Raw genomic sequence first — 24,051 nt, 5'->3', positions numbered from 1 at the left:
TCACCAGTGGCCACCTTGAATCACACTTCCAACCGTCTGGAAATCCCCAACGATTCATTCAACATCGGAAAGACTCTAGTCCGTGAGTTGGTGGCTATCGTGGTGGCGAGGGTGATCGCTGCGTCGCCCGCGTTCGCTGCGCGTTCCTCCACCAAGCCTATGGCCTGGGCTTCGTCCGCCTTTACCGTCATCCCTGAAAAGAGAAGTCGCGCGGCATGACCGGGACCGATCAAGCGCCGCAGCCGCCCGACATCGCCTGCCGGGTAAGCGATGCCGAGTTTGGCAGGGGTTATCCCGAACGCTGCCTGATCACCCGCGATGCGCATGTCGCACGCCAGTGCCAGCGCTACACCCGCCCCATAGCAGCCGCCGTCTACCGCAGCGATCGTGGCGATGGGCAATGTCGCCAAGGCGTCGAATGTTCGCGCCATTGCTTCGCGGAAACGGCGACGTAAGCTCGCATCGCTGGCGAGTTGTTCCAGTTCGCTTATGTCTGCGCCCGCGCAGAAGGCGCCGACCGTTGCCGATCGGACGATCAGTGCCCGAGCATCGGACGCCGCCACTTGGCCGATCGCCTGATGCAGGTCGTCCCAGCGGGCAATGGAGATTGCATTGCGCGCATTCGGATTATTGAGGTTGATACGGGCGACGGGGCCGATGGCATCGATGGAAAACATGCTCAACCGATGGCGCTTATGACCGGCCTTGTCACCATTCTTTGGTAACCTTGTCCTGAGCTTTACCGCTTGGGGCACGTCTCGCCCAAATTTGGCGGGTTTTGCGCGCGCGCTCTGTGCCAACCTTGTGCCCCACGTTTCACGAAACTCGCTCACGGGGGACGTCGGTCGAACCAGAAGTCGCGCGCCTGAAATGGTCAGCTATCCGTTCAGAGCGCGTAGTCGATCTGCGCCCAGAACTTCTTCGTGTCCGCGTCACCGGTGAAGCTGGCGGCACCCTTGCGATCATAATCGGCGTATTTGACGAGCGCGCTCAGATGCTTGTCGAGCTTCAGCGTGACCTGCGCATTATATTCGTCGCCATAATGGATCGACAGCCGGTCGCTGCTGAAATGATGATAGGTGAAGGACGCGACGAGCGGCCCCGCCTTGCCGACCTTGGGTACGGTATAGCCGATGCCCGCATAATAGTCCTGAATGCCGGTCCCCGGCGTCGTCAGGAACTTGTCGGCCCAGCCGTTAAATTTGTGCAGCGTTGCGAAGGGCGTCTGGAAGGCGAAACCGCCCGCAATCCCCGTCGCGCCCGCATCGGAGCCGAGCAGTTCATATCCGCCGGTCAGCTTGAATGCAGCGACATCCAGCCCAAGTTCGGCTGCGGCGTAATCCGCCGAATAATCGACAGGATTGCCCCTATAATCGCTTTGATGCGCATAGCTGGCGAGGTAGCTGAGCTTCACCTTCTTTGACAGCGGCATCGCGCCCGCGAACCGCGCGCCATAGGTCTGGCTGCTGTTCCGGCGCAGCGCCGCCACGGCTTCATCCTCATCAACCAGATAGGCAAATCCGGTCAGCGTGCCGTACCTGGTCTTGTAGGAGACATTGGCGAAAATATCGTCGCCATCGATTTGGGTCGGCCGGTTGGTCGCGCCGAACTTGCCGCCGTCGATGCCCCAGATGGTCCGGGCCGAAATCGCGTAGGTCACATCGACCTTCAGATTCTTGACGCCCATATATTCGACCCGCACGGCATCGAACGTCTGTTCATTCTGGCGCCAGGCGACCGATCCGACGAAACGCTGATCGTCCAGATTGATCCGCTGACGGCCGACGGTCACCACTAACGGCTTCGTGCGATACTGGAACTGGAGGCGGTTCAGCTCGACATTTTCCGGATCGGCCACGAGCGGATAGAGCGTTTTTCCATTAACGCCGCTATTATAATCCTTGTCGATCGCCAGCGTTCCTTCCCCTTCAGCCAGGAAGGCGAACGGCCCCTTGGAAATCTCACCGCCTGCGCGCAGACGCACGGTCACCGCATCGGCATCGCGGCTGCTGGTCAGCGGCGCAGGACCATCCTGGTCCACCGTCTCATACCGCACACGCGCCTCAACGATCGGCTTAAACACAATGTCTTGCGCCAGCGCCGGTCCAGCGATGGCAGTCAAGGCCGTTGCCGACAACAGAAATGAAATTCTACCCATAAATCCCCCTTAAAATTGCTCCCGATGGCTTTTTTCGGCCTTTTCAGAGCATCCTCTCCAAGCTGGACTATTTTTGGTGAAATCTTAGGCAGCGAGCGTTGCTGGATTGCGGTAGCGCTCGTGCAGGAAGTGGATGACGGCCGATCGCGCCTCGGCATATTCGGGCGTATCGATGGCTTCGAGCCGGTTGCGCGGCCGGGCGAGGGAGATGGTGCGATCCTCGCCGATGCGCGCCGCCGGGCCGTTGGTCATCATCACCACCCGGTCCGCCAACAGCACGGCCTCATCAACATCATGGGTGATCATCAGCACGGTGTTGTTGAGCCGCGCCTGCAAATCCATGACCACATCCTGCAATGCCGCCCGCGTCAATGCGTCGAGCGCGCCGAACGGTTCGTCCATCAACAGCATGCGCGGGTTCATGGCGATAGCACGGGCAATGCCGACGCGCTGTTTCATGCCGCCAGAAAGCTCGCCCGGCCGCTTGGCGGCGGCATGCGCCATCTGGACCAGTTCCAGATTATGCATGACCCAATCCTTGCGTTCGGCCTTGCTCTTGCCCTGCGCCGTCTTGTCGACCGCCAGCCTCACATTTTCCTCGACGGTCAACCAGGGCAGCAGCGAATGGTCCTGAAAGACCACCGCCCGATCCGGTCCCGGTGCGTCCACCACTTCCCCATCGAGGAAGATGGCGCCGCGCGTCGGCTTGACGAGGCCCGCCACGGCATTGAGCAGGGTCGACTTGCCACAGCCCGAATGGCCGATCAGCGCGACAAACTGTCCCTTGCCGACTTCCAGATCGATCGCGTCGAGCGCGCGGAAGCGTCCCGCCTTGGTCGGAAATTCGACCGTGATACCTTCTAGCGCCAGATAGCTGCGTTGTTTCATGAACGCCTCCCTTGTTCAGCCTGCGCGGCCGATGATGCGGCCCGCAAAGGCGACGATGCGGTCCAGCGCGAAACCCACCAGCCCGATCCAGATCAGCGCCACGATGGTGTCGGTCAACAGCGAGCTGTTGTAACTGTCCCAGATGAAGAAGCCGACGCCGGTGCCGCCCTGCACCATTTCAGCCGCGACGATGGCGAGCCAACTCATGCCGACGCCGATGCGCAGACCGGTGAACATGTGCGGCACCGTGGCGGGCAACATGATGCGGGTGAAATATTCGATCGGATTGAGCGCCAACACCTTTGCGACATTGCGATAGGCCGCCGGAATGGTTTGTACGCCCGCAGCGGTATTCAGGATGACTGGCCAGATCGCGGTGATGAAGATCAGGAAGATCGCCGAGGGCTGCGCCTGCTGAAAAATGGCGAGGCTGATCGGCAGCCATGCAAGGGGCGGCACTGTCCGCAACACCTGGAACAGCGGATCGAGCGCCCGGAAGGCAAATATGCTCTGCCCGATCAAAATGCCCAGCGCCACGCCGACGATCGAGGCCAGGCTGTAACCGATCAGCACACGGCTGAGGCTGGTCAGCACATGCCCGGCAATGCCGACATCGCCGTCCTGAATGCTGAAATGGGTGAGGCCGATGTCCACGCCCTTGAACGGATGGACGATCACCTCATGACTTTCCTGCCAGACCTTGAGCGGGCTGGGAAAGGTCGCGTCAGGCGAACTGCACAGCAGTTGCCAGAAGGCAAGCAACCCGACCAGCATCACCAGTGTCGGCAGAACAGTGGCGGTGACGGCCCGCCCCGCCTTCACCAGCGGATGGACCGGCGCCGCGACCGGTTCGAAACTGCGGCGCGCGATCGCTTCTTCGGGATAGGGCAGGATGACCCCCAATTCGGTGGCGGCTGTAGCAGTACCGGCAGCCGAAGCCGACGGTACGCTTTTGCCGTTGGATGATGGCGAAGCCATGGCTTTCTCCCCCAATCAGACGCGCTTGATCGCCAGGCTGGCCAGATAGGCCTTGGGATTGGCGGGATCGAATGTCTTGCCGTCGAAGAATTTTTCGACGCCGCGGCTGTCACTGGCCGGACCCTTGCCACCCAGCATCGCGGCCGCCTTGCGCCAGATGTCGGATCGGTTGACCTTTGCAATGGTGCCCTTGGTGTCGAGCGCCATGGGCAGCTTGCCCCAGCGCTGCTCCTCGGTCAGGAACCACAGGTCATGGCTCTTGTAAGGGAAGCTGGCATAGCCGTTCCAGAACTTCATCCTGAACGGTGCGTTCGGATATTTCCGCCCGTCGCCCATGGTGAAATTGCCCTGCAAGCGGTCGGCGATGTCGGTGATCGGACATTTCAGATAATCACGGCCCGCGATCGCCCCGGCGAGGCGCGTGACGTTGTTCGGATTGTCGGCCCAGCGCTGCGCCTCCAGCACCGCCGCCGTGATCGCGACAGCCGCGCGCGGATATTTGGCAACCCAGTCGGAACGCATCGCAAAACTTTTTTCGGGATGGTTCATCCACATCTGGCCGGTCGAAACGGCGGTGTAGCCCAGTTGTTGCGCGACCAGTTGGTCATTCCACGGCTCACCCACGCAGAAAGCGTCCATCGTGTCGGCCTTCATGTTCGCGACCATCTGCGGCGGCGGAATGGTGATCAGTTCCACATCCTTGTCGGGATCGATGCCGCCCGCCGCCAGCCAGTAGCGTATCCACAGGTCATGCGTGCCTCCGGGGAAGGTCATGGCCATGGTGATCTTCTTGCCCGCACCCTTGCGCTGCGCGATCACGCCCTTCATCTTGGCGGCGTTGAGATCGGCCTTGGCGCCCAGATATTCCTTGGATACCGAAATGCCCTGGCCGTTGACGTTGAGGCGGGCAAGAATGCTCATTGGCGTTGCCTTGCCGATCCGTCCCAGCGTCAGAAGATAGGGCATGGGGGTCAGTATATGCCCGCCATCGATGCCGCCCGCTGCGCTGCCCAACACCAGATTGTCACGCGTCGCGCCCCAACTCGCCTGCTTCGCCACTTGCACGTCAGGCATGCCATATTTGGCGAAGAAGCCCAGTTCCTTGGCGATGATCAGCGGCGCCGCGTCCGTCAGCGCGATGAACCCGAGCTTGGCGCCGGTGACTTCCGGCCCAGCTCCAGCAGCAAAAGCGCCGGACGGAAATGCCTGTTGCACTGCGGCAAACAGGGCCGCAGTTCCGGTCGTCTTGAGCAGCCCGCGCCGACTGACGCCATTCGGATTGTCCACCTTTGCCATTCCTCAAATTCCTTCCCTGTTGTGCGGCTTGCGCTGCGCGAAGGGCGCAGCCAGCCATCGCCGGAAATACGTTCCGGCGTTTGAAGATGATGTTGAGAGCCGCCCGGCAGCATCTAGGCCGCCAGCGGAAAACCAATAAAAAAGCCGCCAGGATAAAGGTCGATCGACCTATCCGGGCGGCGTCATTGCCGTGCAGATCCGTTTAAGGATCGTAGTTGAGCCGTGCCGTCATCGGCTAGGTTCAACTTATGGATCGAAGCGCCCCTGCTTCGATCAAAAGCAAGCTGTCATCGATTCATCGGAGTCGCAAGCATTTTTTGCGCTGCACAAATTTAATTTCCGCAATGGTCCGAGAAACAAACTGAAGCCTATCGGTATGAGACGGTATACCAAGAGCGAACGGGGTCAGCAGGCCCAACGCAGTCATGCATTTCATTCTGATCTGCTATGCATGGTCGATCGGCTGCTGCTGCGACGCTCTACTACTCATTGCCCTCTGCTCAGACGAAGAGGACATAGGCCGCCCCCAAGCCAGCGCACGCAAACAGGACTGGGATCATGCCGACTTGGAAGCGGAAGACGGCGATCGCTGCGCCTATTGCCAAAACGAGCGCCGGAAGGTTCAGCGAGGCCAGAACGGGCATATCGAAACTGCTGCCCAAGAGATGGATCGGCCGCACTTCGCGGAACAGGGTATGGATCGCAAACCACAGCGCCAGGTTCAGGATAACCCCGACCACCGCAGCGGTGATCGCGCCAAGCGACGCCGAAAGCGCCCGGTTCCCTCTCAGCCCTTCAACAAAGGGCGCGCCCGCGAAAATCCAAAGAAAGCAAGGCACGAACGTAACCCAGGTGGTGAGGATCGCCCCCAGCGTTGCCGCCATAAGCGGGTTCAACCCGGTCGATTCGCGAAATGCCGCGAGGAAGCCGACGAACTGCGTCACCATGATCAGCGGCCCGGGCGTCGTCTCCGCCAGCCCCAAACCATCCAGCATCTCGCCGGGGCGCAACCAGCCGAAGGTCCCCACCGCCTCTTGCGCCACATAGGCCAGAACCGCGTAGGCTCCGCCGAAGGTCACGACCGCCATCTGGCTGAAGAAGGCCGCGATTTTGGTGAAGACATCGTTGGGTCCCGCGAAAACGAACAGCAGGACCACGGGTGCAAGCCAGAGGAACAGCAAGGTTCCCGAAATCTTGAGCGACCAGGAAAGGTTGGGCCGGGCGTGATCCGGCAGGCCTTCGCCAAGTGCGGTGTCGCGATCATGGACAATGTTGCCGCCGCCCGATCCGTGGCCGCCGCCGCCTTTGAACGCGGGAAGACCCGCCCGGCCGCCGATATAGCCGCCAAGTGCGGCGGCCAATATGATGACGGGGAAGGGCGCGCCCAGGAAGAAGATTGCTGCGAAAGCTGCGACCGCTATGCCCCGCATGACGTTGTTCTTGAGCGCGCGGGATCCGACGCGAACAACCGCCTGAACGACGACCGCCAAAACTGCGGCTTTGAGGCCGAAGAAAAGGCCTTCGACCAGAGGCGCATGACCAAGCAGTACGTAAATGTAGCTCAGTGCTAGGATCGCCAGGAAGCCGGGAAGGACAAACAGGGCGCCCGCGACCAAGCCACCCTTGGTCTTGTGCAACAGCCAGCCAATATAGGCCGCCAGTTGCTGCGCCTCGGGGCCAGGCAGTAACATGCAATAATTGAGGGCGTGCAGGAAGCGTTCTTCACCTATCCAGCGTTTCTCATCGACAAGGATGCGGTGCATGACCGCGATCTGACCTGCTGGTCCGCCGAAACTCAGCGCGGCGATCCGCGCCCAGACGCGCACGGCCTCTCCAAAGGAGATTCTATGATCTCCGTGCGAAACGGCGGCGCCTTCGTGAAGATCGGTGATGGTGGTGCTCATCGCTCGGACTTTCTTGTGCTGAAATAGGCGTGGAACTGGTTGAGCGCCTCGCTGGCGGTGGCGATGCGCTGGAGATCATCGTCGGTCGATGCGCAGACGCCCGACAGCATGGCGCCGACGCCCGCCGTTTCCGGCCGGGCGAACTTGCCATCGCCAATGTCCAGTTCATGGATGATCTCGCCGATCGCCACGAGCGCATGATCATTCATCAGGTCAGCGCGCACGAGCAGCGTCTCGAAGCTGCAACGGTTACCTTCATGCGTGAACTCGGCATCGACCATGTCGAAGCGGAGTTCGCCCTCGACGGGATCATAATGGCGGCTGTCGATGAATTTGAACCGGGCATCCGGGTCGATGAAGCGCCGGATCAGCCAGGCGCAGGCGATGCGATCGACATGGATGCCGCTGCGCGTGACCCAGGTGCGGCCGATAAGGTCAATCGGCTGTGGCGCGTATGCCGGTTCGGCTCGGCTCACATCGGGATGTTGATAACGTTGGCGGTCCAGCTCCGCCAGCGCCGCCTCGGCGTCCTGACGACCATGAGCGCCGAAGAAGTCCAATCGGCTGACCTCTTCCATCCGTTTTTGCAGGCGCGCAATATCGGCGCCACTGGCTGGCCCCGTTTCCAGAAACTGGCGAGCGGCCTGCGCGATCTCGTCATAGTCCGAATCTCGCGCGGCATCGAAGAGCGAGCGCACATCCAGGTCGGTCTGGCCGACCAACAGACGGGCCTCGATGAGGCTCGCTTCGCCGCCATTTTCCGTGATCTCGGTCAGAAGCTCCCGGAAAGCAGCCTCAGCCTCGGCCGAGCGCGGCAAGACGTGGACGGCATTTTTGAGTGGAACGGCGCCAATCGCTTGCAATCGCCGCCAGATTTTTACCCGGAGATAGGGCGGCTTCGCGGGAAGCTGATGCAGAAGGGCAAGCCAAAGGCTGGTATCGGTTTGAATCATGATTCATATGTATCATAGAAACGACAAATGCGAAATAGTGATATCAATTTCAGATAACTGTCCCGGCGATGGCCACCCTCCTGCGTGATTGAGAGAATTTAAGGATGGTCGTGGATCAACTGCTGAAGCCTGATTGCCAAGTCCTTCTTCATCTTGTCGCTGACAGCCCAGCCTACGACGCGGCGGCTATGCAGATCGAGGATGACGCCGAGATAGAGCCAGCCTGCAGTCCAGACATAGGTGATGTCGCCCGCCCACTTACGATTAGGAGCATCGGCGGCGAAATCACCATCCAGCCAGTTTGCCGCGATACCGAGACGATGGCGGCTGTCAGTTGTAACCTTGCGCCTGCGCGAGCGAACTGGCTTGATCCCGTTGATCTTCATCAGTCGTCCGACCCGGTGCTCGCCAACATGGAGCCCCACCTACAGGTTGCTGCGGCGCCTGCATCGCGCAGTAAGGTCAGTCGAAACAGCGAGTAGAGGGCGAGCGCGCAATGCCGACTTCGTTTACCGCGTCGACGGCGACGCAATAACCCTTCCCAAGGTTCAGGCTGCCAATCTCCAGCGACGTCAACCCGTCGTAGACCTGAAAATTTTGGTTCATCAGATCGGGACGACGCCCGACGCGAACAATATGAAATTCGGCGCCGGGGGCCGCCCGCCAAGTAACCGTTACGCGCCGGGGGTCCGCTGCGCTCCGGCTCGCCTTCACTGCGGATGCGCGCCCAGGGCGTCGGCCTGTGCCTTTACCGAACACGCGTAGGTCGTAGAGAGAGAAGTTGCCGCCATCCGGCGCCTGTACATTGCGCAGCCGCACGAAACGGGCATGCTGCGCTTGGGGCAGCACCTGATAGTCATGCGGCGCGTCACGCCCATCGTGGGCGTGGTCGACAGCTGTGCGCCAGCGTTGGCCATCATCCGACAGCTCTAGCACATAGCGGTAGCTATCCCGGCTAATCCCGCGGCCCTGGCTGCCCTGATCGGCAAAGTTGATCTGAATTGCTTCGATGCGCTTTTTCGATCCCAGATCGATCTGGAACCATTCTTCACCGCCCGATCGCGCTGACCACAATGTCCTCGAATCCTCATCGACGGCGTTTTGGACCGGAAAACCGTCCAGTGTGGAGGACGCGGTGGCAGCCTTGCCGCGCGAAAGAAGCATCCATCCCGTCAGGTCACGATTGCCGCTGAAATAACGCGGATAATCCCCCAGATAGGTATCCGACAGAACTTCGCCCGTCCGTGTGAAACGGGCCGGGAACAGTCCCAGCCGCCGTTCGAAAATATGGCGCTGCGAGATAGTCATAGTGCCTGAGTGCCACCACCGTCCCGTCGCATCCTTGAAGGTGTTGCCATGCCCCGCGCCGGTAATGAAACCGGTGGGCTTTACAGCGAAGGGGCTGTAATCCTGATAGACGAATGGCCCCATCGGATCGTCCGCAACGAGGACGCCGTTAGCATAGGTCTTGAACTCAGTGCCTGGCGCGGAATATTCCAGATAATAGCGACCGTCGTGTTTGGTCATCCAGGAGCCTTCGACAAAGGACGGCGCGCCGGGCTTTTCATTATTGTCACCTGGCACCTCCCACCCGCGACCATCCTTGTCACGGGACTGCGATATCTGCGCGGTTCTGATCACGCGGAAGGTGGTGGTGTCGAGTTCATCCACGCGGAGCGGACCTTTCGATGCCAGACCGCTGTACATGTACAGGCGGCCATCATCGTCGAGGAACATGTCCGGGTCCTCATAACGCTGTTCGATGACGGCGGCTTCATACCAGCGCCCGGACTTTGGATCGTCGGTCGTCCAGATGCGGCGCGTACTTTCGCTTGTGGCCAAATACATCCGGCCCCGGATCACGACGACGGTCGGAGCGAACTTGTCCACGGCGTAGCCGCTCGCTTCCACGAAAGTCCAGTGCTGAAGGTCCGGCGAATGCCAATAGCCCTTCGAATGCGATGCGAAAAGGTAGTACAGACCTTTATAGGTGATGATCGTGGGATCGGCCGCTTCCCGATAGGCTTCGCCGAGCTTGAGCTGGATTTGCGGGAACTTCACAGGCGTCTGGTAACGATAGGGCAGATCAACAGGATTGGCGTAGGTCGCCATGCGCGACCTGCCTGCTGCCTCTGCCGGGACGAACGGGACCAACGCCATAACGGACAGGCTCGCGGCTGCCCAGTGCAGAGCCCTACATACTGCCCCGTTTCGTACCGAACTTCCCACAAGACTACCCCACTGATGCGTCAGACACGCCATGGCATAGGCCAGGCTGGCAAATAAGTATACAGACACGTTGCATTAATCCGGCGGTGGAGTATGGCCTGCTTCTGGAAATATCTGGCGAGGCAGCGCAGTAATGCGAGCGTGCGGGGCTAAGGATGCAGGGAGAATAAGATGGCAAATTCAAAGGCGTTGAAGCTTGCCTGCGCCGCGGCACTGTATTTCACCACATCTCACGCGGCCATTGCGTCGGACACCTTGCTTGATGGTTTCCGCGCTCCGCCGCTAGCGGCCAAGCCCAGGGTGTGGTGGCACTGGAACAGCGGGCAGATCAGTTCCGCCGGCATCGCCGCCGACCTCGACTGGATGGAGCGCATCGGCCTGGGCGGGTATCAGGCTTTCGACGTGGACTTGGGCGCCCCGCGCGTGGTGGAAACGCCGCTTCCCTACATGAGCGATGGCTGGAAGGCGATGTTCGGCGAAGCTGTGGAGCGAAGCATTCGTAAAGGCTTCGACATCGGGATCGCCGGTTCGCCCGGTTGGAGCGAGAGCGGCGGTCCTTGGGTCAAACCCGAACAGGCCATGAAGAAATATGTGTGGAGCGAGACCCAGGTCATCGGGGGACGACGCTTCACCGGCCAGCTCGTCCAACCGCCGGGTTCCGCAGGACTGTTTCAGAACAATGCCAGCGGGCTCGGCGTAAAGACGTTTTACCGCGATGCGAAACTGGTGGCGTTCCGCACGTCCAATGGCGCGAAGCTGCCGACCCCCACGGTCAGCGCCAGTGGCGGCAACTTCACCGCGCAGATGTTGAGCGACGGCGATGTTGTGAAAAGCACGGAGTTGACCCCCGGCCCCGATGGGGATGCCTGGCTGCGATTTGACTATGGTCGCGCCGTCACCGTCCGCGCGGTTACGACCGCAACCGGCAGCTACGCCCATTTCGGAGGTCGCGGCGGTGCGGGCCTTGGATCGGCTGCACGGCTGGAAGCAAGCAATGACGGCCGCAGCTGGAATCAGGTCGGGATGATCGAAACGGCAGGCCCGCAACGGACCGCGACCGTGCCGACGACGACCGCGCGCTGGTTCCGGGTACTGGTTCCGGCAGGGGCGGGTCCCAAAGCCAAGATTGGTGGCGCGAGCATGGCGGGGCCTCCCGGCGGCAAGTTGCTGGTATCGGAGCTGGTTCTGCGCGGTGCCCCGATGGTCAACGCATGGGAAACCAAGGCTGGTTTCGCGCTGTCGTCCGACTATTACTCCCTGGGCACCCCAGGCGGGCAGGGCGCGATCCGCAGGCGGGAAGTCATCGACCTCACATCCCGCATGCGCCCCGACGGTACCTTGGACTGGACTCCGCCAAAGGGCGAATGGACCGTCCTGCGCATCGGCTACTCCCTGACCGGCCAACGCAACGCTCCGGCTCAGCCTTCCGGTTCCGGGCTGGAGGTGGACAAGCTCAGCGGCGCGGACGTGACCAGCTACATCACCCAATATCTTGACCGCTATCGCCAGGCGAGCGGCGGGCGGCTGGGCGCTGGCGGCGTCACCAACATGATCTTCGACAGCTGGGAAGCGGGGGAAGCGAACTGGACGCCCGCCATTCTGGAAAAATTCCAGCGCCTGCGCGGCTACGACGCCACGCCGTTTCTGCCCGTGCTGGCCGGCTATGTGGTGGACAGCGCCGAAACGAGCGACCGTTTCCTGTGGGATTTCCGACGCACGCTGCAGGACCTGCTAAAGACCGAGCACTACGAGACCCTGACTGCCGAACTGCACAAGGTCGGCATGATCCGCTACGGCGAATCGCATGAAGGCCGCCCCGCCGCCATGGGTGACGGGATGGAGATGAAGGCGTCGGCGGATGTGCCGATGGCGGCATTCTGGCACAAGCGGACGCCCGGCGTCTTCCAGCCTGGCCCTTTCGCCGACATCCGCGAATCCGCCTCCGTCGCCAATATCTGGGGCCAGAACGTCGTCGCCGCCGAAGCGCTGACCGTCAGCGGCTCGCCCTGGTCGATCGCGCCGCGCATGTTGAAGCCGGACGCCGACCTGATGATGGTTGCGGGCATCAACCGGTTCATCCTGCACAGTTCGGTGCATCAGCCACTGCTGGGCAAGGCGCCGGGGCTGGTGCTCGGTCCGTTCGGCCACTGGTTCAACCGCAACGACACCTGGGCAGAACAGGCAGGCCCCTGGATCAGCTATCTCGGTCGCGCCTCGTACCTGTTGCAACAGGGGCATGCGGTGAACGACGTGGCGATCTTCTACGGCGAAGGCACCTCGATCACCGGGCTTTTCGGCGAAACTCCACCTGCCGTGCCGGACGGGTTGCAATATGATTATGTGAACGCTGATGCGCTCAAGACTCGCATCGCGGTGAAAAACGGACGTCTCGTGACGCCAGACGACATGTCCTGGCGGCTTCTGTACATGAGCGGCCAAACGCGGTGGCTCACCTTGCCAACGCTTGAACGCCTGCGCGCTCTTGTCCGTGACGGCGCGATCCTCGTGGGTGACAGGCCCCAGGGCTCACCAAGCCTCAGCGACGATCCGGAGCAGGTCCGCGCCATCATAACTGAGCTTTGGCCGATGGCATCTGGCGCTCACAAGGTAGGGGAGGGTAAGGTTTACGCGACGAATAGCCTTGCCGCTCCGTTGGCGGCGGAAAGGGTAACGGCCGATTTCGAAATCGTGGGCGGACAGGCGGACGGCGCAATCCGCTTCCGGCATCGTCAGACGCCGGACCGCGACATCTATTTCGTCTCGAATAGCCACAACAAAGCGCAAACGGTGGTGGCCGCCTTCCGGTTGACGGGCAAGACCGCAGAGATTTGGGATCCTGTGAGCGGCCAGGCACGACCTGCAAGCTATCGGTACGAAAATGGCCGCACCCTTGTCGATATCCCGCTTGCCCCCTTCGGCTCAACCTTTGTGATGTTCCGCAACGGTGGTCCGGAAAGCCAGCAACTTCCAGTCCCAACCGTTCAGCCACTGGCTGATGTATCCGATAAATGGTCGGTCGCGTTCCCGCCCGACCGAGGCGCACCGGCAAAGCTCGAACTCGGCCGGTTGCGCGACCTGAGCAAGGACAATGACCCTGGGGTGAAGTATTTTTCCGGCACTGCCAACTATACTCGGACGCTCCGGGTGCCGCGGTCCTGGATGCAGGATGGCGGGCGCTTGCAACTCGATCTCGGCACGGTTGAGGTGGTCGCCGAAGTGCTGGTCAACGGCCGTTCGGCGGGCATTGTGTGGACGGCGCCATACCGCGTTGATGTTACCAACTTGCTGAAGGCCGGGCGCAACAAGATTGAGGTTCGGGTCAGCAACTTGTGGGTCAATCGCGTCGTTGGTGACCGTCAACCCGGCGTGACGAAACGGATCGCCTTCACGCATGAGGACGCGGCAAGCCTAGGCATCAAGCAGCCGCGCAGCGTGTTCGATACCGTAGGGCCGGGCGGAACGCCCTTCGGTGCCACACCCTATACCGCCTCTACGCCAGTGCCGCCATCGGGGTTGATTGGCCCAGTACGGCTGGAGCGTCAGATGCCCTAGGCTCTCAGACAAACTCGATAAGTGCTACACCCTCTGGTGGCAAGTCGAGCGTAAGCTGAGCGTGCCTATCTAACGTCCTCCTCTCCGGGGCCGCCAGTTCCGCTGCTTTGCGAATGGTATCTAACTGCTCGCGGGTGGGATATTGCGGTGATCCCATGGCGCGCCAAGCTGGATAGGGAGATCCGCGCTCCTGATCCACATAGCTGACCTGGACAGCTTGGGCGGCTGCGGCACCCTGCAGCCGAACGGTGAGCGTCTTGCGGTCGCCGATGATCCGGCGCTCCCTGCTGGCGCCTGGGACGCCCGGGGCCTGCTGGACGTCTGCGAGGTTCCAGACCAAAGCCGCGTACCTGCCGTCCCGCGTGCGCGACGCCAGCGCAGGACCCTTCGCGGCCAATCTGCGGTCGCCAAGCCGATGTAGCAGCTTGTAAGTGTTGAATTCCGGCTTGGCCACGCTCCCCCGGGCGAGCATGCCCCACCCGTTCTGGCCTTCCTTGAAGATCCAGCTGGCAACCATATTTTCTTCATACTCGCCGCTGATCTGCCACTGGCACATAGCCTGGCAGTGGGGGAGGCTCTCCTTGATGGCGTGGGCAATCATGGCCGGGCTATCGGATGACCATTCATTGATCCATAATGCCGTCCCTTTGTAGCGGGTGGCATCGATCTGTTTCCGGGCCAGCGCGGCTGCGGCAGGCACCACATCATACTCTTTATGCAGACCTGCTTTCCCGAAAATCACGGCCTGATCGTCTCCGGGATAGACATGGGTCGAAACGAAATCGACCGGCAGATTATTCTGCGTACAAAATTGGAGGAACTGCGGAATCCACTGTACTGCCGATGTCGCAGGCCCCCCCACCTTCAAAGAAGGATCAACCGCCTTCACTGCTTGAGCAGCTGCCTTATAAAGCGCGAAATATTCCTCCTGCGTTCCAGTCCAAAACCAGGATTTCAGATTTGGTTCGTTCCAGACCTCAAAATACCATTGCCGTACTTCCTCGGCGCCATAGCGCTGAACGAGATGGCGGACGAACTTCCCGACGAGTTCCGCCCATTTGTCCAACGATGATGGTGGAGTTACATTGGCGCGGTAAAAGCCAAATTCCTTCGTTCCGCTTGCCAACGAGCGAGGCATGAAACTGAGTTCGACGAACGGCTGGATGCCACGTTCTAGCAGGCCATCATATACGGCATTGACGTTCTGGAAATTACCATTTGCTCCGACCCCCATCTCGTCATTGAAGATGCCGTGAAAACGGATGCGTTGCAGACCGACCTCATTCTTGAACCGCGCCAGGTCCTTGCGCCATGGCTCTCGAAGAGTGATAGCAGCACGATCGGAGCCCATGCAGCGTGACCAAATATGATCGAGAGGACCGGCGTCTTTTCGGATATCGATATCGATGAAATTGTCGGGCGTGCGGCCCCAGGCCGAAGAAGCCATAGCTGCCACGCCCATCGCGCCCCCCATCGCGGAGAATTCACGGCGCGTCCACATCCTGTCATCCATAGATTTTCACCACTCGCAAGCCAAGCCGCGCCCATATTGACGGGCAATTACCTCGAAACTGACGAGCCGACCATGGATCTTAATTCCTTTAAATGCAACGTTATTGTTTACTTTTGAGTCATGGGGAGGACCTGGCCGCCGCGTGCCTTTTCAAGTTTGCCTTACGAACGAGTGACAAACACTCCTCCAGGGGAGAGCATATGCTAAGCTCTGATCGTGTTTTTCGTGCTGCTTTGCGTGAGCGCCGCCGTGCCGATGCGCCGCGCTCAATAGTGGGGATGGAGGGTTTGCGTTGGTGGTCGATGACAGCCTTATGCTCCGCGCCCAGATCCACAACTCCGGCATTTACCGACAGTTCTTCTGCAAGTCTGGCCTGCCATAAAGGTCCTTAACGCGAATAGGATCAAAGCGCCTGTATCATGGAAGCAGTTCGAACCAGTCGAAGGGACAGGATCACCATTGTTCGCGGGCTAACAATATGAGATCCACTATTTTCTTCCCATGTGTCTCGATATCTTTTGCGGAGAGCTCGCGAACGAGGTCATACTGTAAAAACCAGCCATATACCGATGTGAGGATGTGCTCGGCGACCGCTTCTGGTCGCTCCACGGGAATGGCGTCTCTGTGCGCAGCGGCGCGAATATCCTCCGCCAGCAGCCGCACTGCGTTGAGATAACCCAGTTCGTGCATCAGTGGCGCGAGATCTGGAAAGCGATGGCGATTGAGAAGAATTAACGAATGAAGTCCGCGAAAGAGGGGATCGACCAACAGAGATGCCATGTCGGCAACGCGTAGGTGCAGAACCTCTTTCAGATCGGTAACGCCATGGGTGGATTTGACTCGGGAAACCGCATACCAGCGGGCCAGCGTTTCCCTCACGACTGCACGGAAAAGATCCGCCTTGGTCGCGTAGCGGGCGTAAAGCGTGGTGCGGGTTATGCCTGTCGCTGCGGCAACTTTCTCCATTGAAACGCCATCGAACCCATCGACCAGAAACATGCCTCGGGCGGTGCCAAGTATGGCCTGCTCGATCAGCGCTACCTCCGTTGACGATGGACGCCCTCTCTTGAGGGCCAGCTTTGCAGGAGTAGCGGTTCGACGGGTCATCAGTGCTTTCTGATATAGGAGCATCGCCATGGCAATGAGATGCTGAAATCGACCCGTTATCTAAATTTGGCGAAATCCTTATCAATTGCCGCTAGCTGTCTGTCGCTGATCCTGCCCTGGGAGAAGCGCTGGATTCCTTTCAGCGTTAGGCCGCGTGCGAGGAAGATCCTGCTGTCGGTCGATGTGTTGGGGATATGCCTGTCCACGATTGCGCGTGTGCGAGGATCATCCAGCAGCGTGCCGATGGGCGTACTCGCGGTACTGTAGCGCGGTGCGGCAGCTGGCCCGTTCTTGCGCGCAGGGATTTCCGCCAAAGAGGTTGCAGAGAGGGCGGTGAGGGCCGCGAAAAGAAGAACATTTTTCTTCATGGGGTCTTTCAGTCGAGATGGGCGGGCGTGTTTGCAGCCGTTGTCTGAGCGGATGAACCCGGCCAGATTTGAGCGAAAAAAGGATTCGACGCGGCAACTAGCGGATAACTGCCGATATCGGTCTGGCAGGTCGGACACCAATGGCCGCCCGCCAGATAGAGATTGGGAGACATGGAGAAGCGGTGGCCAAGACTGCATTCCCAATCTACGGGGGAGAATGGGTCATCAACCTTGCTTGCATGGCATTTGGCCCCGCGGAAGTCAGCGGCGCCGCGAAGATCCTCGGCTGCCCATTCGCCCTTCGGCTTGGAATCGTCATAGCCATGATCGAGTGCTATCGGGTCTTGCGAAGGCTGCGCCAATGGGAAATCATCCCAGTCATCGGGAATTTGCTCCCATGCCTCGCGCGATCCGAAATAGGCGTTGATATGTTCCCTATCATTGGTGCGGATCCAGCTGACAGGCCCCCCGGAGCCCTCCGCAACCGCACGAATCTGCTTGCGGGCAAGGCCTGGGAGCAAGCGCATTATGGTGCGGACTATCCAGGGAATGCGACGGGGTAGTTCGGCGAAAAAGTCATCGATCGAAAAACGCCGATAGGGCACGAGTTCTTCCAAACGATCGGAATCGAGATACCACTGTCCATGGAAGTTTCGCGTTGCCAGCCATTTTGGATTGAGAATGCGCCGGAAATCCTTGACGCCCATGGCCGCCATCATCTTGACCATCAACTGATGGTTGACGAGCCGCGCGGATTCTCCGCCGCCAATATTATAGAAGTGACGCCAGAAATTCTCTGGAACGTCGTCGCCGCACAACGCTGCCATCAAGCGCGCCGAGTCCTCCACGGTTGACCACTCCATGACTCCGTTAGGAGGGTTATGGAACATGATCGGCCCCTGGGTCTTCCACATGTCGTAATGGGCCATGCCGGTCTGGCGGATCGATACCCAATATTTAAGGCCGGACTCGGCTACGATAGCCTCTGCACGGGCCTTGGTGCCAGCATAGTGCCCGTTATAGCCGATGCAGATCGGATCGCCGGTACGTCCCCAGTGGACCGGAGGATTGCGGCTGCCGGTCTGCGCCACAGTGCCGATGTAGACAAGGCGGATCTGATCAGCATTGGGCTGCCTTTGGATGGCGTTCACGACATTTTGCGTACCGCCGACATTCACCTTTTCAACGACAGCGGGCGGGAGTTCGTCGGCAAGAGGGGACACGAGAGCGCCCATGTGCAGGACCATGTCCACGCCAGCGACTGCCCGGTCCACGGAGGCGGCGTCGGTGAGGTCGCCCCATGCAAAATCCACGCTATGCTGCTTTTGCAGGCGGCGAATAACGGGATGAGATTTCTCTTCTGGACGCACAAGTACGCGGACGGTCAATGCGGGCATCTGCGAAAGTGCATGGACAACGGCTCTGCCCATATTGCCTGTCGCGCCCGTCACCAGGACCAGCTTTCCAGTTGCTGCCATTTTAGTTCCTTTCGCCGCTCTACGAAATGCGACTTAGCTCCGGGATCTGCGAATGCCAATTGAAATATACATTAATGTCCATTTATAGGGCAGGAAGATTCAGGAGATCAATTATGACTCGTCCGCACGGTGAACCTCGCCCTGGCGACCCCCATTGGAACAGCGACGTCGAAGCGCCGCTTGTAATCGAGGATGCTGACGCCTTCGAATGGGACGGCGCAGAAGATGTGATCATCGTGGGCTATGGCGGCGCGGGCGTCGCGGCAGCGATCCAGGCGCATGAAGAGGGTCTGTCCGTCCTGGCCATCGATCGTGCGGATGGAGGAGGTGCGACGCGCATCAACGGAGGCATATTCTACGGGGGCGGTGGCACGCCGGCTCAGTTGGATGCAGGTGTCGAGGATAGCGTTGAAGACATGTTCAGCTATCTGCGTTTGGAGACCCAAGGCGTTGTCAGCGACCAAACGCTCCGGCGCTTCTGCGAAGAGAGCGCAGATACGGCGCGTTGGCTGGCCGGACATGGCGTCCGTTTCGCGGGGCGCGTCTATGAGAGAAAGACAAGCTATCCGCACACCGACTATTCCCTTTATCATTCCGACAACAGCCTTGCGCCCAACTACAAGGCCGTGGCGAAACCTGCCCCCAGAGGGCATCGCGCCCTGGTCGACAAGCTGGATGCACCGATGGGATACGGGAAAGGTCTTTATGATCCGCTGCGGAAGTCAGCGGAACGCTTGGGGATCAAGTCCTTGCCCTCCACCAAGGTGAGGCAGCTCGTGATGGATCACAATGGCCGCGTGGTGGGCGTGGTTGCCATCCAGATGCAGCCCGGCACCGCCGAGGGGAAGCGCTATGACGCCTTGATGCGTCGCGCGACGGCTATGGTGCTTCGCTTGCCGCCCTCGATGCCGGGCGCCCCCATCATCGCTCACCTGGCGTCACGGCTGTTTAAAAAAGCGGGGGCTTTGGAGCGTAAGGCGGGTGTTAAGCACGTGATCCGTGCGCGTCGCGGCGTATGTCTTGCGGCGGGCGGCTTCATCTTCAATCGAAATATGGTCGAGCATTATGCGCCCAAGTATCTCAAGGGCATGCCGCTTGGCACTCCCGGCGATGATGGAAGCGGTATTCGGCTAGGGCAGAGCGCGGGCGGCGACGTATCGCGCCTTCAACATGTCAGCGCTTGGCGTTTCATCAACCCGCCCATCGCCTGGGCGCAGGGCATGGTCGTAAACCGGCAGGGCCAGCGATATGTCAACGAAATGCTCTATGGCGCGTCTATCGGTATGCCGATGGTGGAAGATCATGATGGTGTGTGCTGGATCATCCTGGACGATGATGGCTATCGAAGGGCCAAGCTCCAGTCAAAGAGCAAGGCCATCCTGGGTTTTCAGCGCTACCCCGCACTGGCCGCCATGCTCCTGGGATCGAAAAAGGCGGGGTCGATCAAGAGCCTGGCCGGAAAGTGCGGGATCGCGCCGGAAGGTCTTGAAGCGGCGGTCGCAGGCTACAATCGGCTCGCCGAAACAGGGGTGGGCGACCCATTGGGGAAAGCCGCCGAGGATATCGTGCCGATCGTCAAAGCGCCGTTTTACGCCATCAACATGTCCATCGACGCCAAATTGGGTTTCCTCCCCGTTCTGACGCTGGGGGGCCTCAAGGTGCAGGAGGATAGTGGCGCAGTCTTGAACGAAGAGGGTGAGCCGATCCGGGGACTTTATGCGGCTGGCCGGAACGCAGTCGGCATCTGCTCCAATATTTATGTCAGCGGCTTGTCGGTTGCGGATTGCTTCTTCTCCGGACGCCGCGCCGCGCGGTCGCTGGCGAGGTCGGACTAGGTCACCGACTCATTATGCCGCAACCAAATCCTGATTGAGGCGAGTTGGACGGAGGCGAGGAAATTGTCGTCTCGCTTGTCGTACCGGGTGGCGATGGCTCGGAAATGCTTGAGTTTGTTGAAGAAGCGTTCGACGAGATTGCGGTAGCGATAGAGGAACGGGCTGAAGGCCGGGATGCGTTTTCGGTTTGGCATTGGCTTGACGCAGGCCCATGCACCGCGCGCCGCCAAGGCATTGCGCATGGCGTCGCTATCGTAGGCACGGTCGGCCAGCAGGACGCAGCCTTTGCCAAGACCATCAAGCATATCGTCGGCCGATCGTCCGTCATGGGCCTGTCCTTCGGTCAGCTTTAGCCCGATGGGGAGGCCAAGCGCATCGACCAGTGCATGGATTTTGGTGGTCAGGCCGCCGCGCGAGCGACCCATGCAACGGGATCGGCCATCTTTTTTTGGGCGTTGGCAGCGTGCTGGTGGACACGGATCGACGAGGAGTCGATCATCTGGATATCCCCTTCGTAAGCTGCTGACACCGCTTGCAATATGCGCGCCCAATGACCTGCCTTGCGCCAGCGGTTGAAGCGGTTCACGCAGGTCGTGTGCGGACCATAGCGTGCCGGAATGTCCGCCCAGGGCGCACCCGTGCGCAACCGCCAGAATATCCCGTTCAGTACCCGCCGATCATCGACCCGCGCCACTCCGCGAACCTTGGTCGGAAGCAGCGGCTCGATCACCGACCACTCGAAATCCGTCAGATCAAAACGCGCCAAAGCCAGTCTCCCTTCATCGGGAAACTGAATCAGAAATCACGCCCGTTGGAAATCCCGTTTATGGGTATGTAACCTAAAGCGCGCTGCGTTTAATCGGACGCAGGTTGCGCGCTCTAGTTTTTGTTATCGCATCGTTTTAGGCGCAAAACCGGTTCTCACTTTTGCGCATAATGTTCCAAGGCCCTTGGGTTTGATAACACGCCGGAGCAAAGCAGTAATACTCCTAGTGCGTTTACTTAGAGTCTTTCTGACTTAGATTGAGGCATATCCGGCTCCACGGATGTAATTGGCGCATTCTGCGGGCGGGAAGTGGTCGAGCAGTTTTCCGATGCGTCGCCATGTTGCCTCGACGGTGCGTTCGTTGGCCTTGCGGAGCAGACGCTTGAGCTTGGAGAACATCTCCTCGATGGGGTTCAGGTCGGGCGAGTAGGGCGGCAGGAAGAACAGCCTGATGCCCGCCGCCTTGAGCAATTTGCGCACGCGGCTGCCTTTGTGGCTGCCGAGATTGTCGACCACGATGATGCTGCCGGGTTCCAGCGCGGGGATCAGGAACTGCTCGACCCACGCGGTGAAGCTCTCGCCGTTTATCGGGCCATCGAGGACGCAAGGGGCCACGATGCCATCATGCCTGAGGCCAGCGATGAAGGTCAGCGTCTTCCAGTGGCCATGCGGCACCTTGTCGATCAGCGGCTCGCCCCGGTGATGCCAGCCATGGGTGCGGGTCATGTTGGTCTTCGCCCAGGTCTCGTCGATGAAGACCATGCGCTTGGGATCTACCCAGCGCTGGACCCAGCGCCAGCGGTTGCGGCGTCGGATGACGTCGGGCCGGTCCTGTTCCTTGGCGAAGAGCGTCTTTTTTTAAACGTCTTGCCCAAGCGGCCCATGAACCGCCACAGCGTGTCGCAGCAGACCACCACACCACGCTCTTCACGCAGCTGGGCCAGCAACTCGTGCAGCGTCAGGTCCTTCTTCTGCTCGATCCGCGCAAGCAACCACTCGCGCTCACGCGCCAGCAACGGGAGCATGTGACCGCCGACCTTGCCCGGCTCAACAGACCCGCGCGTTCGCCATGACTGCGCCCAGCGAACCCCCGTGGCCGGGCTCACCTCCAGCAACCGCGCAGCCCCCCGCGCCGACATGCCTCGATCCAGAGCCCGACAAAACCGAACCCGCAAATCCTGTGATAATGGCCTCATCCATGCTGGCCTCCTCACCAGTGGCCACCTTGAATCACACTTCCAACCGTCTGGAAATCCCCAACGATTCATTCAACATCGGAAAGACTCTAATTGCCGGATTGCTTATGTTGAGTATCGGTCGAATCGAGATGACCACTCTTTAGATCATGTTTGCCGTGCGGATTGAGGGACTCTCGCCGCATCGGTGCTGCGCTCTGGGCCGAACTGCACGGCGGCCCAGAGCGCATTGCCTTGAGGTTGCATTTGCCCCCATCAGCAAGTTGGCCGTGCTGTACAAATGTGCAGTTAAGCACATTTGTACAGCACGGCCATCTATGCGTACTTGCTCCGATGACCGATAAACGGCGTTGCCATGACGATTGGCGGTAGCGGCCTGGCGATCCAGAGGTCGCCAAGCCTTGGGGAACCCGCTATCCCTGCATCGCCTCCAACTCTATCCCCTTGGTTTCCTGAACCATCATAAAGACGAACAGCAGGGATAGCAGGGCAAAGGCGGTATATGCACCATAGGTGACGGGCAACCCGATATTCTTCGCCAGCCAAGGGAAGCTTGAACTGACAAGAAAGTTCGCGAGCCACTGCGCAGCACCTGCCACGGCGAGGGCTGACCCGCGCATCTGGTTGGGAAACATTTCGCCAAGCATGACCCACATGACCGGACCCCAACTGAGGTTGAAGAATATCACGTAGATGTTAGCGGCGAGCAGCGCGACGAGGCCGAGCCCCTCCGGCAAGCGAAGGGCACCATCGACCATCTCGGCATTGCCGAAGCACCAGGCCAGCGCTGCGAGCGTGACTGTCATGCCTGCGGAGCCGATCAGCAGAAGCGGCCGCCGCCCGATCCGGTCTATGAGCAGGATTGATACGAGGCATGCGAGGATCGATACGGCCCCAGACGCGATATTGATCTTCAGTGCGTCGCTTTCTGTGAAACCCACGGCTTGCCAGAGTACCGCGCCATAGTAGAAGACGACATTGATCCCGACGAGTTGCTGGAACACGGCCAGGCCAATGCCGACCCAGACGATCTTGCGCCAACCGCCGCCCGGCTTGCGAATATCGGCCAGGCTGGGCTGGTGATCGTGAGAAAGCGATGCGCTAATTTCGTTCATTTTCTCAGCTGCAGCTTGTGGGCCGAGCAGGCGATCCAGAACCAGCCTGGCCTGTTGCAGTCGCCCCTTGGCAATTAGGAAGCGGGGGCTTTCTGGGATGCCGAATAGCGCCACCAGGAACAACAGGGCCGGTACGGCTTGAACCCAGAACATCCATCTCCATGCAGGCTGCCCGGCCCAAGCCGTTCCGAGCGAGGATCCCGCGATGCCCGCGAGATAATAATTGGCGAAAAAGGCTCCGGTCAGACCCGAGATGATCATCACCTGCTGCATGCTGGACAGCCTTCCGCGTATATGCGCGGGCGTAACTTCGCTGATGTAGGCAGGGGAAAGGACGCTTGCCGCGCCCACCGCCATTCCAGCGAAGAAGCGGGCGATGGCGAGGACTGTTGCGCTGAATGCTCCGCCGGAGGCGACGGCGCTGATGATGAAGAGGATCGCCGCGACGATCATGACGGTGCGACGGCCCCAGATATCCGCGAAGCGGCCCGCGAGGAAGGCGCCCAATGCACAGCCTGGCAACAAAGCGCTGACCGTCAGGCCAAGCTGAGCCTCGTCAAGTCCGAAGGTGTGGCGAAGCCCTTCCTGCGTGCCGTTGATTGCCCCGGAGTCATATCCGAACATGAAGCCGCCGATCGTGGCAACCGCGACTATACGGCCGATCAAAGCCAGATTGACCCGCTCCTGTGCAACCCGATGCATGTTGAACCCCTCC

The 24,051-nt window shown here is 60.2% G+C and carries 17 protein-coding genes and 1 pseudogene; 2 read left to right on the top strand and 16 right to left on the bottom strand.

Annotated features, from left to right (window positions below):
- Positions 1 to 20 precede the first annotated feature (20 nt).
- The 9 genes and pseudogenes from ACZ5YV_RS14245 to ACZ5YV_RS14205 all read right to left on the bottom strand — a co-directional run bounded on the left by ACZ5YV_RS14245 (position 21) and on the right by ACZ5YV_RS14205 (position 10,337).
- Entirely contained in the window at positions 21 to 677 is a 657-nt protein-coding gene (locus tag ACZ5YV_RS14245; protein WP_464789729.1) for an enoyl-CoA hydratase/isomerase family protein, read from the bottom strand.
- Between the two features lie 209 nt (positions 678 to 886).
- Positions 887 to 2,158: an alginate export family protein gene (locus ACZ5YV_RS14240; RefSeq protein WP_464789728.1), complete on the bottom strand. Its 1,272-nt coding sequence runs from the start codon at positions 2,156 to 2,158 to the stop codon at positions 887 to 889.
- 84 nt (positions 2,159 to 2,242) lie between these two features.
- Positions 2,243 to 3,046 (bottom strand): ABC transporter ATP-binding protein, encoded by an 804-nt coding sequence (locus ACZ5YV_RS14235; RefSeq protein WP_464789727.1) that lies wholly within the window; start codon positions 3,044 to 3,046, stop codon positions 2,243 to 2,245.
- Between the two features lie 15 nt (positions 3,047 to 3,061).
- Positions 3,062 to 4,024: a nitrate ABC transporter permease gene (gene ntrB, locus ACZ5YV_RS14230; RefSeq protein WP_464789726.1), complete on the bottom strand. Its 963-nt coding sequence runs from the start codon at positions 4,022 to 4,024 to the stop codon at positions 3,062 to 3,064.
- Positions 4,025 to 4,039: 15 nt separating this feature from the next.
- A complete protein-coding gene (locus ACZ5YV_RS14225; protein ID WP_464789725.1) occupies positions 4,040 to 5,320 on the bottom strand; it encodes a CmpA/NrtA family ABC transporter substrate-binding protein in 1,281 nt (426 codons plus the stop codon).
- A gap of 500 nt (positions 5,321 to 5,820) precedes the next feature.
- Positions 5,821 to 7,224 carry a chromate efflux transporter gene (gene chrA, locus ACZ5YV_RS14220; RefSeq protein ID WP_464789724.1) on the bottom strand — a complete coding sequence of 468 codons (1,404 nt, stop codon included), beginning with the start codon at positions 7,222 to 7,224 and terminating at the stop codon, positions 5,821 to 5,823.
- The gene (locus ACZ5YV_RS14215) at positions 7,221 to 8,177 is read right to left on the bottom strand and encodes a chromate resistance protein ChrB domain-containing protein (RefSeq protein WP_464789723.1); all 957 of its coding nucleotides are present in this window, start codon (positions 8,175 to 8,177) and stop codon (positions 7,221 to 7,223) included. The genes chrA and ACZ5YV_RS14215 overlap by 4 nt, the downstream gene beginning before the upstream one ends.
- A gap of 128 nt (positions 8,178 to 8,305) precedes the next feature.
- Positions 8,306 to 8,602 (bottom strand): annotated as a pseudogene (locus ACZ5YV_RS14210) (DDE-type integrase/transposase/recombinase); the annotation flags it as partial.
- A gap of 37 nt (positions 8,603 to 8,639) precedes the next feature.
- Entirely contained in the window at positions 8,640 to 10,337 is a 1,698-nt protein-coding gene (locus tag ACZ5YV_RS14205) for a family 43 glycosylhydrolase (RefSeq protein WP_464789722.1), read from the bottom strand.
- Between the two features lie 240 nt (positions 10,338 to 10,577).
- On the opposite strand from ACZ5YV_RS14205, the gene ACZ5YV_RS14200 reads away from it, so the two are divergent.
- Positions 10,578 to 13,958, top strand: coding sequence for a glycosyl hydrolase (locus tag ACZ5YV_RS14200; RefSeq protein WP_464789721.1), 3,381 nt, complete (start codon positions 10,578 to 10,580; stop codon positions 13,956 to 13,958).
- 4 nt (positions 13,959 to 13,962) lie between these two features.
- Here the strand turns inward: ACZ5YV_RS14200 and ACZ5YV_RS14195 are convergent, their stop codons facing one another.
- The 4 genes from ACZ5YV_RS14195 to ACZ5YV_RS14180 form a co-directional block, all read right to left on the bottom strand.
- On the bottom strand, positions 13,963 to 15,459 hold the full coding sequence (locus ACZ5YV_RS14195; protein WP_464789720.1) for a GH39 family glycosyl hydrolase: 1,497 nt from the start codon (positions 15,457 to 15,459) through the stop codon (positions 13,963 to 13,965).
- 465 nt (positions 15,460 to 15,924) lie between these two features.
- A complete protein-coding gene (locus ACZ5YV_RS14190; RefSeq protein WP_464789719.1) occupies positions 15,925 to 16,608 on the bottom strand; it encodes a TetR/AcrR family transcriptional regulator in 684 nt (227 codons plus the stop codon).
- 26 nt (positions 16,609 to 16,634) lie between these two features.
- The gene (locus ACZ5YV_RS14185) at positions 16,635 to 16,946 is read right to left on the bottom strand and encodes a hypothetical protein (RefSeq protein WP_464789718.1); all 312 of its coding nucleotides are present in this window, start codon (positions 16,944 to 16,946) and stop codon (positions 16,635 to 16,637) included.
- Positions 16,947 to 16,954: 8 nt separating this feature from the next.
- A complete protein-coding gene (locus tag ACZ5YV_RS14180) occupies positions 16,955 to 18,424 on the bottom strand; it encodes an NAD-dependent epimerase/dehydratase family protein (protein WP_464789717.1) in 1,470 nt (489 codons plus the stop codon).
- A gap of 113 nt (positions 18,425 to 18,537) precedes the next feature.
- Here ACZ5YV_RS14180 and ACZ5YV_RS14175 point away from each other — a divergent pair, with 113 nt between their 5' ends.
- Positions 18,538 to 20,259: an FAD-binding protein gene (locus tag ACZ5YV_RS14175; RefSeq protein ID WP_464789716.1), complete on the top strand. Its 1,722-nt coding sequence runs from the start codon at positions 18,538 to 18,540 to the stop codon at positions 20,257 to 20,259.
- Here the strand turns inward: ACZ5YV_RS14175 and ACZ5YV_RS14170 are convergent.
- From ACZ5YV_RS14170 to ACZ5YV_RS14160, 3 genes are all read right to left on the bottom strand, one after another.
- Positions 20,256 to 21,025 (bottom strand): IS5 family transposase gene (locus ACZ5YV_RS14170; RefSeq protein WP_464788357.1). Its coding sequence is split into 2 segments (ribosomal slippage): positions 20,256 to 20,708 and positions 20,711 to 21,025, totalling 768 coding nucleotides; the frame shifts between segments, so codons are not numbered across the junction. The genes ACZ5YV_RS14175 and ACZ5YV_RS14170 overlap by 4 nt on opposite strands.
- 252 nt (positions 21,026 to 21,277) lie before the next feature.
- Positions 21,278 to 22,221, bottom strand: a protein-coding gene (locus ACZ5YV_RS14165; RefSeq protein WP_464786945.1) for an IS630 family transposase whose coding sequence is annotated in 2 segments (ribosomal slippage) — positions 21,278 to 21,883 and positions 21,886 to 22,221 — 942 coding nt in all. Because the reading frame shifts where the segments join, the coding sequence is not laid out codon by codon here.
- A 413-nt stretch (positions 22,222 to 22,634) separates the two neighbouring features.
- Entirely contained in the window at positions 22,635 to 24,038 is a 1,404-nt protein-coding gene (locus tag ACZ5YV_RS14160; RefSeq protein WP_464789715.1) for a sugar porter family MFS transporter, read from the bottom strand.
- Positions 24,039 to 24,051 lie beyond the last annotated feature (13 nt).

The sequence above is a fragment of the Sphingobium sp. TomTYG46 genome (assembly GCF_055396345.1).
Note: the sequence above shows the minus strand (reverse complement) of the source record. Positions and strands in the feature narration are given on the sequence as shown.

Bases quoted from the DNA above. Each gene is read 5' to 3' on its own strand.
- ACZ5YV_RS14215 (WP_464789723.1), bottom strand. From the start codon at position 8,177: ATGATTCAAACCGATACCAGCCTTTGGCTTGCCCTTCTGCATCAGCTT.
- ACZ5YV_RS14160 (WP_464789715.1), bottom strand. From the start codon at position 24,038: ATGCATCGGGTTGCACAGGAGCGGGTCAATCTGGCTTTGATCGGCCGT.
- ACZ5YV_RS14180 (WP_464789717.1), bottom strand. From the start codon at position 18,424: ATGGCAGCAACTGGAAAGCTGGTCCTGGTGACGGGCGCGACAGGCAAT.
- ACZ5YV_RS14185 (WP_464789718.1), bottom strand. From the start codon at position 16,946: ATGAAGAAAAATGTTCTTCTTTTCGCGGCCCTCACCGCCCTCTCTGCA.
- ACZ5YV_RS14235 (WP_464789727.1), bottom strand. From the start codon at position 3,046: ATGAAACAACGCAGCTATCTGGCGCTAGAAGGTATCACGGTCGAATTT.
- ACZ5YV_RS14240 (WP_464789728.1), bottom strand. From the start codon at position 2,158: ATGGGTAGAATTTCATTTCTGTTGTCGGCAACGGCCTTGACTGCCATC.
- ACZ5YV_RS14245 (WP_464789729.1), bottom strand. From the start codon at position 677: ATGTTTTCCATCGATGCCATCGGCCCCGTCGCCCGTATCAACCTCAAT.
- ACZ5YV_RS14205 (WP_464789722.1), bottom strand. From the start codon at position 10,337: ATGGCGTTGGTCCCGTTCGTCCCGGCAGAGGCAGCAGGCAGGTCGCGC.
- ACZ5YV_RS14175 (WP_464789716.1), top strand. From the start codon at position 18,538: ATGACTCGTCCGCACGGTGAACCTCGCCCTGGCGACCCCCATTGGAAC.
- chrA (WP_464789724.1), bottom strand. From the start codon at position 7,224: ATGAGCACCACCATCACCGATCTTCACGAAGGCGCCGCCGTTTCGCAC.
- ACZ5YV_RS14200 (WP_464789721.1), top strand. From the start codon at position 10,578: ATGGCAAATTCAAAGGCGTTGAAGCTTGCCTGCGCCGCGGCACTGTAT.
- ACZ5YV_RS14195 (WP_464789720.1), bottom strand. From the start codon at position 15,459: ATGTGGACGCGCCGTGAATTCTCCGCGATGGGGGGCGCGATGGGCGTG.
- ACZ5YV_RS14190 (WP_464789719.1), bottom strand. From the start codon at position 16,608: ATGGCGATGCTCCTATATCAGAAAGCACTGATGACCCGTCGAACCGCT.
- ntrB (WP_464789726.1), bottom strand. From the start codon at position 4,024: ATGGCTTCGCCATCATCCAACGGCAAAAGCGTACCGTCGGCTTCGGCT.
- ACZ5YV_RS14225 (WP_464789725.1), bottom strand. From the start codon at position 5,320: ATGGCAAAGGTGGACAATCCGAATGGCGTCAGTCGGCGCGGGCTGCTC.